Source organism: Streptomyces sp. NPDC059564 (assembly GCF_042735575.1).
Classification (GTDB): domain Bacteria; phylum Actinomycetota; class Actinomycetes; order Streptomycetales; family Streptomycetaceae; genus Streptomyces.
On sequence record NZ_JBHWBP010000251.1, the window covers coordinates 1 to 11339 of the forward strand.

Consider the following 11339-nt stretch of genomic DNA (forward strand, 5'->3'; position numbering starts at 1 on the left):
GGCCCCCGTCGTGCGCGGCTCACGCGTCCGCGCGCGCCGCCTCCAGCAGTTCTTCCGCGTGGGCCCGAGCGGTCTGCGAGTCCTCCTGGCCGGCCAGCATCCGCGACAGCTCGCGGATGCGGTCCTCGCCCTCCAGGACGGTCACCCCGGAGCGGGTCACCGATCCGTCGACGGTCTTCTCGACCAGCAGCTGCCGGTCCGCGAAGGCCGCGACCTGCGGGAGGTGCGTGACGACGACGACCTGCGCGGACTTGGCCAGCTTCGCCAGCCGCCGCCCGACCTCGACGGCCGCCTTGCCGCCGACGCCCGCGTCGACCTCGTCGAAGAGGTAGGTGGGCACCGGGTCGGAGCCGGCGAAGACGACCTCCACCGCCAGCATCACCCGGGACAGCTCACCGCCCGAGGCGCCCTTGGCGATCGGCCGCGGCTGGGCGCCGGGGTGCGGGGCCAGCAGCAGCTCGACCTCGTCGGCGCCCGAGGGCCCGTACGCGACCGGGCGTCCGCCGACCTCGACGCCCTCGGCGTCCTCCGTCTGCCGGATGTCGAAGGTCACCCGCGCGTGCGGCATGGCCAGGGAGGCCAGCTCGGCGGTCACGTCGGCGGCGAACCGCTCGGCGGCCTCCGTCCGCGCGTCCGTCAGGGCCTGGGCCAGCAGCGACAGTTCGGCCCGCAGCCCGTCCCGCTCGGCGGTCAGCGCGTTGATCCGCTCGTCGTCGCCGTCCAGCTCCAGCAGCCGCTTCGAGCCCCGCTCGGCCCATTCCAGTACGGCGGCCAGCCCGCCTTCGGCGTCCCCGTACTTGCGCACCAGCTGGGTCAGCGCCGCCCGCCGCTCCTCGACGGCGGCGAGCCGCAGCGGGTCGGCGTCGAGGTCGTCGGCGTACCCGGCCAGTTCCCCGGCCACGTCGGCCAGCAGGATCCCGAGCTCGCCGATCCGGTCCGCGAGCCCGCCGAGCACCGGGTCGTGGGAGCGTACGGATTCCAGCGCCCGGTGCGCGCCCGCGACGAGCGTGTTCGCGTCGACGCCCTCCGGGTCCTCGACGTCCCCGGCCAGCGCGGCGTGCGCGGCCTGTGCCGCGGAGGCCAGCGATTCGGCGTGCCCGAGCCGCTCGGCCTCGGCGGCCAGTTCGGTGTCCTCGCCGGGCAGCGGTTCCAGGGCGGCGATCTCGTCCAGCCCGAAGCGCAGCAGGTCCGCCTCCTGGGCCCGTTCCCGGGCCCGGGCGGTGATCTCCTCCAGCTCGACGGCGACGGCCCGCAGCCGCCGGTAGGCGCCCGCGTACTTCTCCAGGGGGCCGGCGACGGCGTCCCCGGCGTACCGGTCGAGGGCCTGGCGCTGCCGGGCGGGCCGCAGGAGGCCTTGCTGGTCGGTCTGTCCGTGGACGGCGACCAGGTCGTCGGCGAGCTCGGCGAGCAGGCCGACGGGGACGGAGCGGCCGCCGACGTGGGCGCGCGAACGCCCCTCGGCGGACACCGTCCGGCTGATCAGCAGGGTGCCGTCGTCGAGCTCGGCCCCCGCCTCCTCGGCGCGCAGGGCGGCGGGCGCGCCGGGGCGCAGCACGATGCGCCCCTCCACCACCGCCGCCTTGGCGCCGATCCGCACCAGGGCGGGGTCGGCGCGGCCGCCGAGCAGCAGCCCGAGGCTGGTGACGACCATCGTCTTGCCCGCGCCGGTCTCGCCGGTCACCGCGGTGAATCCGGGCGACAGCTCGACCACCGCGTCGTCGATGACCCCGAGCGACCGTATCCGCATCTCCTCAAGCACGGGACGACGATACCGAGGTTTCCCGGGTGCCATGTGACGTCACCCGCCCGGAGTTCTACGAACGGGTGTGCTATTACGTGGTCTCGTGGGGTGCCCCGCGCCATCCCGACACCGGCAGCGCGAACTTCGCGACCAGCCGGTCGGTGAAGGACGCGTGGTGCAGCCGGGCGAGCCGCACCGGCACCGTGCCCCGGCGGACCTCGACCCGCGCCCCCGACGGCAGCTCCAGCATCCGCCGCCCGTCGCACCACAGCACCCCGTGCGGGGTACCGGTCTGCACCTCCACCGCCAGCACCGAGTCCGGCGAGGTCACCAGCGGCTTCGCGAACAGCGCGTGCGCGCTGATCGGCACCATCAGCAGCGCCTCCACCTCCGGCCAGACCACCGGCCCACCGGCGGAGAAGGCGTACGCGGTCGAGCCCGTCGGCGTCGCGCAGACGATCCCGTCACAGCCGAAGCCGGTCACCGGGCGCCCGTCGATCTCCAGGACCACCTCCAGCATCCGCTCCGGGGACACCTTCTGGACGGCGGCCTCGTTCAGCGCCCAGTCCCGGTGGACGACGTCACCGTTCGTCCGTACGAGAACGTCGAGGGTCATCCGCTCCTCGACCTCGTACGACTTCGCCACCACCCGGTCGACGACCTTGTCCAGGTCGTCCCGCTCGGCCTCGGCGAGGAACCCCACCCGGCCCAGGTTGACGCCCAGCATCGGCACCCCCGAACCGCGCGCGAACTCCGCCCCGCGCAGCAGCGTCCCGTCGCCGCCCAGCACGATCAGCAGCTCGCACCCGTCGAGCACCTTCGGCGTGCACTCGGCGACCAGCTCCACCTCGGGCGGCAGCGGCAGGTCACACGCCTCCTGCTCCAGCACCCGGACCCCGAGGCCCGAGCGCAGCAGCCCGAGCACGACCAGCTCGGCACTGCGGATGGCCGCGGGCCGCCCGGTGTGCGCGAGCAGGAAGACGGTCCGCGCCGTCTCCCCCTCCCGTCCCCCCGAATGCACAGACCCTGCTGATCCTGCTGACCCTGCTGACACATCTGTCACTGCGGCCCCTCCGCCACTGCACGATCGACATCCCCCGGGTCGAGTGCGGGTGCCCCCGCCCGGAGCCACAGAAAGTACTCGACATTGCCCGACGGCCCCGGCAGCGGACTCGCCGTCACCCCGAGCACGCCCAGCCCCAGCTTCCAGGCCTGCGCCGCGACCTCCCGTACGGCCTCCGCCCGCAGCTCGGGACTGCGCACCACTCCGCCGCTGCCCAGCCGGTCCTTGCCCACCTCGAACTGCGGCTTCACCATCAGCACCAGGTCCGCGCCGGGCGCCGTGCAGCGCACCAGCGCGGGCAGCACCAGCCCGATGGAGATGAAGGACAGGTCTCCGACGACCAGGTCGACCGGGACCCCGTCGATCAGCTCGACCGTCAGCTCGCGGACGTTCGTACGGTCCTTGACGGTGACCCGATCGTCGCTCTGCAGCGACCAGGCGAGCTGCCCGTAGCCGACGTCGACGGCGACGACGTGGTCCACGCCCGAGCGCAGCAGCACGTCGGTGAAGCCGCCGGTCGAGGCTCCCGCGTCGAGCGCCCGCCGGCCCTCGACCTCCAGCCCCTGCGGCCTGAACGCCGCGAGGGCGCCGGCCAGCTTGTGGCCGCCCCGGGAGACGTAGTCGGGGTCGCTGTCGTCCTTGAGGACGACGAGGGCCGCGCTGGTCTCGACCTGCGTGGCCGGCTTGGTCGCGGTGGTGCCGCCCACGGTCACCCGGCCCGCGGCGATCAGCTGGGCCGCGTGCTCGCGCGAGCGGGCCATGCTGCGGCGTACCAGTTCGGCGTCCAGGCGGCGGCGTGCCACTCCTGCCACGTTCGGTTCAGCTCCTGTTTTCGTAAGGTCCGGGGACGGGCGGTGCGTCCAGCGCCGTCAGCGCCTCGCGCAGTCCCCCGTGCACATCCTCGTACACCGCGGCGTGCTCGTCGGCGGGCAGGTGGTCCGCGTCCGCCAGCCGCTCCAGCCGGGCGTCGACGCCGGCGTGGCCGGTGGGGGTCCGTACGAGGCCCAGCGGAGCGGCCCCGGCGGGCTCGGCGGGGACGTCCGGAACGCTCGCGGACACGTCGTCGGTCATGCCCCGACGCTACCCCGAAGCGCGGCCCCGGCCGCGCACGGCTCTGCGGTACGGTCGTGATCACCATGGCTACGATCCAGGAGTGCCGCGACGCACTCGACCGACTCTCCGACAACCTCGCCCGGGCCGACGACGACGTACGCGGCGCGGCCGCCTTCGACCGGTCCCTGAGCTGTCACATCACCGACCTCGACCAGACCTTCTCCGGCCGCCTCGACGGCGGCCGGATCCAGGTGGACGCGGTCACCCCCGGCCCGCCCCGCGCCAAGGCCGAGATCCGGCTCGCGATGACCGGCGACGACCTGCTCGCGCTGGTCGGCGGCGAGCTGAAGTTCGCCCGGGCCTGGGCCTCCGGCCGGGTCCGCCTGGAGGCCGGCTTCCGCGACCTGCTCCGCCTCAAGAGCATGCTCTGAGGCTGCCGAGGCCCTGAGGCCCTGAGGCCCTGCCTCAGACCGCCGCCCTGACCCGGGCCTGCCGGGCGGCCGGCACCACGAGCGGGGTCCCCGTCTCGGGGTCGGCGATGATCTGGCACCGCACTCCGAAGACCTCCTCCACCAGCTCCGCCGTGACCACCTCGGCCGGCGGGCCCTCGGCGACGACCACGCCGCCGCGCAGGGCGATCAGGTGGGTGGCGTAGCGGGCCGCGTGGTTGAGGTCGTGCAGCACCGCCACCAGGGTCCGGCCCTGGTTCTCGTGGAGTTCCGCGCACAGGTCGAGCACGTCGAGCTGGTGCTGGATGTCCAGGTAGGTCGTCGGCTCGTCCAGCAGCAGCAGCGGCGTCTGCTGGGCCAGCGCCATGGCGATCCACACCCGCTGGCGCTGCCCGCCGGACAGCTCGTCCACGGCCCGGTCGGCGAGCTCGGCGACCCCGGTGGCCGCCATCGACTCGGCGACGATCCGCTCGTCCTGCTCCGACCACTGGCGCAGCAGCCCCTGGTGCGGGTACCGGCCGCGCGAGACCAGGTCGGCGACGGTGATCCCGTCCGGGGCGATCGAGGACTGCGGGAGCAGCCCCAGCGTCCGGGCGACCTTCTTGGCCGGCATCGAGGAGATGGCCTGACCGTCCAGCAGCACCCGCCCGGCGGACGGCTTCAGCATCCGCGACAGGGCCCGCAGCAGCGTGGACTTGCCGCAGGCGTTGGGGCCGACGATCACCGTGAACGAGTTGTCGGGGATCTCCACCGACAGGTTCTCGGCGATGACCCGCTGGTCGTAGCCGAGGGTGACGTTCTCCGCGGTCAGCCGCTGCACTTGCGTACTCCTCGTGTGGCCCGGCGCGTCGCCGGACTCGTTGCCGGACGCGGGAAGCAGGTCGTCCCGCGCGCTCATATGCGTCCCGCCTTGCGCTCGGTGACGAGCAGCCAGAGCAGGTAGACGCCGCCGACCAGGCCGGTCACCACGCCCACCGGCAGCTGGTCCGCGCCGAACGCCCGCTGCGAGGCCAGGTCGGAGGCCAGCAGCAGGACGGCGCCCATCAGCGCGCCGGTGAGCAGGTTCGGGCCGGGCGAGCGGGTCAGGCGCCGCGCCAGCTGGGGCGCGGCCAGGGCCACGAAGCTGATCGGACCGGCCGCGGCGGCCGCCGCGGTGGTCAGCAGGACCGCCGCCAGCATCAAGAGCATCCGGGTCCGTTCCACCGGCACGCCCAGCGCGTACGCCGAGTCGTCGCCCATCTCGATCATCCGCAGGGCCCGGTTCTGCCCGAGGACCAGCGGGAACAGCACCGCGCAGGTCGCCAGCAGCGGCCACACCTGCGCCCAGTCCCGCCCGGCCAGCGAACCGGTCAGCCAGACCATCGCCCGGGTGGCGTCGACGAGCTGCGCCTTCGCGATCAGGTACTGGATCACCGCGACGAGGACGGCGGAGGAGCCGATGCCGACCAGCACCAGCCGGTACCCGTGGACACCCTGCTTGTACGCGAGCAGGTAGACGGCGGCGCCCGCGAGCACCCCGCCCGCCACCGCGCCCGCCGCGACCTCGGCCGCGCCGCCCTTGAACAGGATGATGACGACGAGCGCGCCGACCGACGACCCGTACCCGAAGCCCAGCAGGTCGGGCGATCCGAGGGGGTTGCGCGAGACGGACTGGAAGACCGCCCCGGCCATGCCGAGGGCCGCGCCGACCAGCACCGCGACCAGCACCCGCGGCAGCCGCAGGTCGTTGACGATGAAGTCGTCGGCGGGGTTGCCGTTGCCCAGCAGGGTCCGCACGACGTCCCAGGGGGCGATCTCGAAGTCGCCGGTGCCGATGAGCACGACGGCCAGCGCCAGCGTCAGGGCGGCCAGCACCACCCCGGTCGCCATCGCCCGCGGCTCCATCCGCAACGAGGTGCGGCCGGGCCCGCGCAGCGCGCGCAGGGGGACGTGCTTCGCGTCCTTCGAGGTCGCCGTCACAGCTGGGCCATCCTCTTGCGCCGAACCAGGTAGATGAAGACGGGGCCGCCCAACAGCGCGGTGACGATGCCCACCTGGAGCTCGCCGGGCCGGGTGACGACCCGTCCGGCCACGTCGGCGCCGAGCAGCAGCACGGGCGACAGGACCGCCGAGTACGCGAGCACCCAGCGCATGTCGGGCCCGGTGATGATCCGCACCAGGTGCGGGATCATCAGCCCGACGAAGACGATCGGCCCGCAGGCGGCCGTCGCGGCCCCGCAGAGCAGGGTGATGGCGACCATCGCCGCGATCCGGGTCCGCGTCAGGTGCGCGCCGAGCGCCCGCGCGGTGTCGTCGCCCAGCGCCATCGCGTTGAGCGGCCGGCCCAGCGCGAGCGCGAGCACGGCACCGGCCAGCAGGAACGGCGCCACCTGGGTGACGGTGTCCATGGTGGCCGAGGCCAGCGAACCCACCGTCCAGAACCGCAGCTTGTCCAGGGCCTTGCTGTCCATCAGCTGCACGGCGTTGATGTAGCCGACGAGCGCCGCGCTGGCCGCCGTACCCGCGAGCGCGAGCCGCACCGGCGTCGCGCTGCGGCTGCCGCCGAGCACGTAGACGAGGACCGAGACGAGGGCGGCACCGAGGAAGGCCCACCACACGAACGCGTCCAGGGAGCTCGCCCCGAAGAAGCTGATGGCCGAGACGACGGCCGCCGCGGCGCCCGCGTTGACGCCGAGGATGCCGGGTTCGGCCAGCGGATTGCGGGTCAGCGCCTGCATGACCGCGCCGGACAGCCCGAGCCCGATCCCGACCATCACCCCCAGGAGGGTGCGCGGGATCCGCAGGTCGCGCACGACCACGTCGCTGGTGGTCCCGGTGAAGTGGAACAGGCCGTGCCACACCTCACCGAGGGGCATCGCCTTGGCCCCGACGGCGATGCTCGCCACCGCCACCAGGGCCAGTACCGCGAGGGCGGCCAGCAGACCGGCCGCACGCGCGCCGTGGCGGGTACGGGGGGCGACGGCCTGCGCCGCGCTCTGTTCGGGGGGACTCTCGACCAACACGGTGGTTAGGTTAGCCTACCCTCTGACCGCAATGGTGCCCCGAACGGCCGAACGCCCCCGGCCCCACCCTCCTACAGCCCCAGCAGGGCCAGGGCCTTCCCCGCGTCCAGCGCGCAGGAGCCGTCCCCCGCCCGCGTCCAGGCCGCCGCGCACAGCGCCCGCAGCCCGTCCATCGGCTCGCCCTCGCCCCGCAGGTCCAGTACGTCGTCCAGCGCGACCGCCGTCCACCCGCCGCAGCGGAAGCCCTCCCCGGCCCGCTCCACCTCCGGCTGCCCGGTCAGCAGCCCGCGCAGGTCCCGGTCCACGTACGTCGGCCGGTGCCTCGGCTCGGCGCGCAGCACCTGCTCCGCGTCCGCGATCCCCGTCAGCACCAGCAGCGAGTCCACCTCCCCGTTGAAGGCGCCCTCGATGTCGGTGTCCAGCCGGTCCCCGACCACCAGCGGCCGCACCGCCCCCGTCCGCAGCACCGTCTCCCGGTGCATCGGGGGCAGCGGCTTGCCCGCCACCTGCGGCTCCGCGCCCGTGGCGATCCGTACGACCTCCACGGCTGCCCCGTTGCCCGGCGCGATCCCGCGCGCCGCCGGAATCGTCAGGTCGGTGTTCGACGCGAACCACGGCACCCCGCGGTTGATCGCGTACGAGGCCTCCGCGAAGCGCCCCCACGCCAGGTCCGGCCCCCCGTACCCCTGCGCGACGGCCGCGAGCCCCTCCTCCTCGGCGGACTCCACCGGCACCAGCCCGCGCTCGCGCAGCGCGACCCGCAGCCCCTCGCCGCCGATCACCAGCACCTTCGACCCGGGCTCCACCTGATCCGCGATCAGCCGCGCCACCGCCTGCGCCGAGGTGATCACCTCGGAGGGGTCCGTCGGAATGCCCAGCTCGCCCAGGTGCTCGGCGACGGCGTCCGGGGTGCGCAGCGCGTTGTTGGTGACGTACGCGAGGTGCATCCCCCCGTCCCGGGCCGCGGCGAGGGAGTCCACGGCGTGCGCGATGGCCAGCCCGCCCGCGTACACCACTCCGTCCAGATCCAGCAGAGCCGTGTCATAGGCCCGGTGGAGATCGCGCTCGCTTCCGGCGGGACTGGTCCTGCTCTGCCGCGTCATCTGGCCGCTCCTCTTCGCTGCTTCTCGTGTTCCGCGCAGGTCCCGGGATTCTTACGATCGATCTTGTCCGAGTTTGCGCTGCTCCCCGTCTCCCCCGATCATCCCGCACCGCGAGACGCGTTTTACCATGCACCAATGACCACACCTGGCAACGCGGAGCACGGGCTGCGCCTGATCCCCTTCCACGGACTGCGCTATGTCCCGCAGCGCGTCGGCAGCCTGGCCGCCGTCACGTCTCCGCCCTACGACGTGGTCGTGCGCCCCGACGGAGTCGACTACCTCGAGTCCGCCGATCCGCACAACATCGTCCGGCTGATCCTGCCCCAGGCGCAGACCCCCGCCGCACGCAACGAGCAGGCCGCCCACACCCTGAACGACTGGCTCGCCGAGGGGATCCTCAGCGCCGATCCGCAGCCCGCGCTCTACGTCTACGAGCAGCGCAGGGCCGGCGTCCTGCAGCGCGGCATCATCGGCGCCCTCGCCCTGTCCCACGCGGAGGCCGGCATCGTCCTGCCCCACGAGGACGTCATGCCGGACGTGGTCACCGACCGGGCGGGCCTGATGCGTGCCACTTCGGCCAATCTCGAACCCCTCCTGCTGACCTATCTGGGCGACGGACCGGGCACGGGAGCGGCCGCGGTCGTCGAGGCCACCGCCGCCGGCAGGCCCCCGCTGCTGTCGACCGTCACCGAGGACGGCTTCTGCCACCGCCTGTGGGCCATCACCGACCCGGCAGAACTGGCCGCCGTCACCGCCGACCTCGGCAGCCGCCAGGCCCTGATCGCCGACGGCCACCACCGCTGGGCGACGTACCTGCGCCTCCAGGAGGAGCACGGCTCCCCCACCCCGTGGGACTTCGGCCTGGTCCTCCTCGTGGACACCGCCCGCTACCCGCTCCAGGTCCGCGCCATCCACCGCATGCTGCGCCGGCTGCCGCTGTCCCAGGCGCTGGCCGCGCTCGACGGCTCCTTCCGGGTCCGCCCGGTCGACGGCCCGCTGCCGCTGGCCCTGGAGGTCCTCGCCGACGCCTCGGAACGCGGCAACGCCTTCCTGCTGACCGGCGACGGCACCTTCCACCTGGTGACCGACCCGGATCCGGTCCTCATCGAGCGCACCGTCCGCCACGACCGCCCCGAGGCCTGGCGCCGGCTGGACGCGACGGTGCTGCACGCGACGCTGCTGGACGAGCTGTGGAAGATCCCGGACGCCCCGGACCAGATCTCCTACATCCACGACGCCGCCGCCACCGTCGCCATGGCCGAACGCCACGGCGGCACCGCCGTCCTGCTGCACCCCGTACGGGAGGCGGTCGTCCGGGACCTGGCCCGCCAGGGCGTCACCATGCCCCGGAAGTCGACCTCCTTCGGCCCGAAGCCGGCCACGGGGCTGGTCCTGCGCAGCCTGGACTGACGCCCCCGGACCCCCTCCGGACATGCGAAAGGGCGGCACCCCCGAGGGGGTACCGCCCTTTCTGCGCTACTTCACGGCTTACGCCTTGTCGCGCTCGTCGTCCTCGATGACCACGATCTCGTCGGTGACGTCGACGTCGCCCTCGTCGAGGGGCTCGTACTCGTCGTCGTCCTCGTCGTAGTACTCGGCCTGGTCGGAGGCGCGCTCGGCGGCGGCCACCTCGGCGTCGTCCTCGTCGTCCTCGTCCTCGTCGTCCTCGGGGAGGGCGTCCTCGAGGTCGGCGTCGTCCTCGATCGCGGCGGCGTCCACGAACTCGACGCCGTCGATCTCGGCCAGCCGGTCGGAGGCGTCGGTCGCCCCGTCCTTGTCGGCCTCGAGGGTCTTGGCGAACCACTCGCGCGCCTCGTCCTCACGGCCGGCGGCCAGCAGGGCGTCGGCGTAGGCGTACCGCAGGCGCGCGGTCCAGGGCTGGACGGAGCTGGAGGCCAGCTCCGGGCTCTGCAGGGTCACGATGGCGGCGTCGAGCTCGCCCATGTCCCGGCGGGCACCGGCGGCGACGAGACGCATCTCGACCTGGCCGGCCTTGTCCAGCTTCTGCACCTCGGGCTCGCCGGCCATGGCCAGGGCCCGCTCCGGACGGCCGAGGCCGCGCTCGCAGTCGGCCATGACGGGCCACAGCTCGACCGAACCGGTCATCCGCTTCGCGGCACGGAACTCCGCGAGGGCCTCGCTGTACTTCTGCGTGGCGTACGCGGCGAAGCCGGCGGCCTCGCGGACGGCGGCGACGCGGGAAGCCAGACGCAGGGCGATCCGGGCGTACGCGTACGACTGCTCGGGGTCCTCGTCGATCAGCCGGGCCACCATGACCAGGTTGCGCGAGACCTCCTCGGCCAGACCCTTGGGCAGGCTCAGGAGCTCCTGACGCACATCGGCGTCGATCTCGTGCCCGGTGACGTCGTCGTCGATCGGAAGCCGCTTGACCGGGTCCCGGTCGCGGTCCGCACGGAAGTCGCGGTCGCCACCACGGTCGTCACGCCCACGGAAGCCGCCACGGTCACCACCGCGGTCATCGCGGCCACCACGGAAGCCACCACGGTCGCCGCCCCGGTCATCACGACGGGGGTACGACGGACGGTCGCCACCACGGTCATCACGGCCACCGCGGAATCCACCACGGTCGTCATCACGACGCGGGTAGGACGGGCGGTCGCCACCACGGTCGTCGCGACGGGGGTACGACGGACGGTCGCCACCACGGTCATCACGACCGCCACGGAATCCACCACGGTCGTCATCACGACGCGGGTAACTCGGACGGTCCCCACCACGGTCATCACGACGCGGGAAGCTGGGACGCTCGCCCCGGTCGTCACGACGGAAGCCGCCACCGGTGGGACGGTCCCCACCACGGTCGTCACGGCGCGGGTACGACGGACGGTCGCCACCACGGTCATCACGACCGCCACGGAAACCACCACGGTCATCATCACGACGCGGGAAGCTCGGACGGTCCCCACC

Annotated in this window: 11 protein-coding genes and 1 pseudogene; 3 read left to right on the forward strand and 9 right to left on the reverse strand. The window is 73.7% G+C overall.

Going from position 1 to position 11339, the window contains the following annotated elements; translation table 11 throughout:
* Positions 1–19: 19 nt before the first annotated feature.
* The 4 genes from recN to ACFV0Q_RS30160 form a co-directional block, all read right to left on the reverse strand.
* On the reverse strand, positions 20–1747 hold the full coding sequence (gene recN / locus ACFV0Q_RS30145; RefSeq protein WP_385009537.1) for a DNA repair protein RecN: 1728 nt from the start codon (positions 1745–1747) through the stop codon (positions 20–22).
* 85 nt (positions 1748–1832) lie between these two features.
* Positions 1833–2762: an NAD kinase gene (locus tag ACFV0Q_RS30150; RefSeq protein ID WP_385009527.1), complete on the reverse strand. Its 930-nt coding sequence runs from the start codon at positions 2760–2762 to the stop codon at positions 1833–1835.
* 38 nt (positions 2763–2800) lie between these two features.
* Positions 2801–3616: a TlyA family RNA methyltransferase gene (locus tag ACFV0Q_RS30155; RefSeq protein ID WP_385009528.1), complete on the reverse strand. Its 816-nt coding sequence runs from the start codon at positions 3614–3616 to the stop codon at positions 2801–2803.
* A 7-nt stretch (positions 3617–3623) separates the two neighbouring features.
* A complete protein-coding gene (locus tag ACFV0Q_RS30160; RefSeq protein ID WP_385009529.1) occupies positions 3624–3875 on the reverse strand; it encodes a hypothetical protein in 252 nt (83 codons plus the stop codon).
* 65 nt (positions 3876–3940) lie between these two features.
* On the opposite strand from ACFV0Q_RS30160, the gene ACFV0Q_RS30165 reads away from it, so the two are divergent.
* Positions 3941–4288 carry an SCP2 sterol-binding domain-containing protein gene (locus ACFV0Q_RS30165; RefSeq protein ID WP_385009530.1) on the forward strand — a complete coding sequence of 116 codons (348 nt, stop codon included), beginning with the start codon at positions 3941–3943 and terminating at the stop codon, positions 4286–4288.
* Between the two features lie 34 nt (positions 4289–4322).
* On the opposite strand, the gene ACFV0Q_RS30170 is transcribed toward ACFV0Q_RS30165, so the two are convergent.
* From ACFV0Q_RS30170 to ACFV0Q_RS30185, 4 genes are all read right to left on the reverse strand, one after another.
* Complete coding sequence (locus ACFV0Q_RS30170; protein WP_385009531.1) at positions 4323–5204, reverse strand: ABC transporter ATP-binding protein; 882 nt, start codon at positions 5202–5204, stop codon at positions 4323–4325.
* On the reverse strand, positions 5201–6265 hold the full coding sequence (locus ACFV0Q_RS30175) for a FecCD family ABC transporter permease (RefSeq protein ID WP_385009532.1): 1065 nt from the start codon (positions 6263–6265) through the stop codon (positions 5201–5203). The genes ACFV0Q_RS30170 and ACFV0Q_RS30175 overlap by 4 nt, the downstream gene beginning before the upstream one ends.
* Positions 6262–7308 (reverse strand): FecCD family ABC transporter permease, encoded by a 1047-nt coding sequence (locus tag ACFV0Q_RS30180; protein ID WP_385009533.1) that lies wholly within the window; start codon positions 7306–7308, stop codon positions 6262–6264. The genes ACFV0Q_RS30175 and ACFV0Q_RS30180 overlap by 4 nt, the downstream gene beginning before the upstream one ends.
* A gap of 71 nt (positions 7309–7379) precedes the next feature.
* Positions 7380–8411, reverse strand: a complete 1032-nt coding sequence (locus tag ACFV0Q_RS30185; protein ID WP_385009534.1) for an HAD hydrolase-like protein — start codon at positions 8409–8411, stop codon at positions 7380–7382.
* 135 nt (positions 8412–8546) lie between these two features.
* Here ACFV0Q_RS30185 and ACFV0Q_RS30190 point away from each other — a divergent pair, with 135 nt between their 5' ends.
* The gene (locus ACFV0Q_RS30190) at positions 8547–9821 is read left to right on the forward strand and encodes a DUF1015 family protein (RefSeq protein ID WP_385009535.1); all 1275 of its coding nucleotides are present in this window, start codon (positions 8547–8549) and stop codon (positions 9819–9821) included.
* A gap of 78 nt (positions 9822–9899) precedes the next feature.
* Here the strand turns inward: ACFV0Q_RS30190 and ACFV0Q_RS30195 are convergent, their stop codons facing one another.
* Positions 9900–10748, reverse strand: a complete 849-nt coding sequence (locus ACFV0Q_RS30195; protein ID WP_385009536.1) for a hypothetical protein — start codon at positions 10746–10748, stop codon at positions 9900–9902.
* Between the two features lie 15 nt (positions 10749–10763).
* Between ACFV0Q_RS30195 and ACFV0Q_RS30200 the strand changes: the two are divergent.
* A pseudogene (locus ACFV0Q_RS30200) lies at positions 10764–11339 on the forward strand (hypothetical protein); the annotation flags it as partial.

Bases quoted from the DNA above. Each gene is read 5' to 3' on its own strand.
- ACFV0Q_RS30170 (WP_385009531.1), bottom strand. From the start codon at position 5,204: ATGAGCGCGCGGGACGACCTGCTTCCCGCGTCCGGCAACGAGTCCGGC.
- ACFV0Q_RS30165 (WP_385009530.1), top strand. From the start codon at position 3,941: ATGGCTACGATCCAGGAGTGCCGCGACGCACTCGACCGACTCTCCGAC.
- recN (WP_385009537.1), bottom strand. From the start codon at position 1,747: ATGCGGATACGGTCGCTCGGGGTCATCGACGACGCGGTGGTCGAGCTG.
- ACFV0Q_RS30185 (WP_385009534.1), bottom strand. From the start codon at position 8,411: ATGACGCGGCAGAGCAGGACCAGTCCCGCCGGAAGCGAGCGCGATCTC.
- ACFV0Q_RS30160 (WP_385009529.1), bottom strand. From the start codon at position 3,875: ATGACCGACGACGTGTCCGCGAGCGTTCCGGACGTCCCCGCCGAGCCC.
- ACFV0Q_RS30190 (WP_385009535.1), top strand. From the start codon at position 8,547: ATGACCACACCTGGCAACGCGGAGCACGGGCTGCGCCTGATCCCCTTC.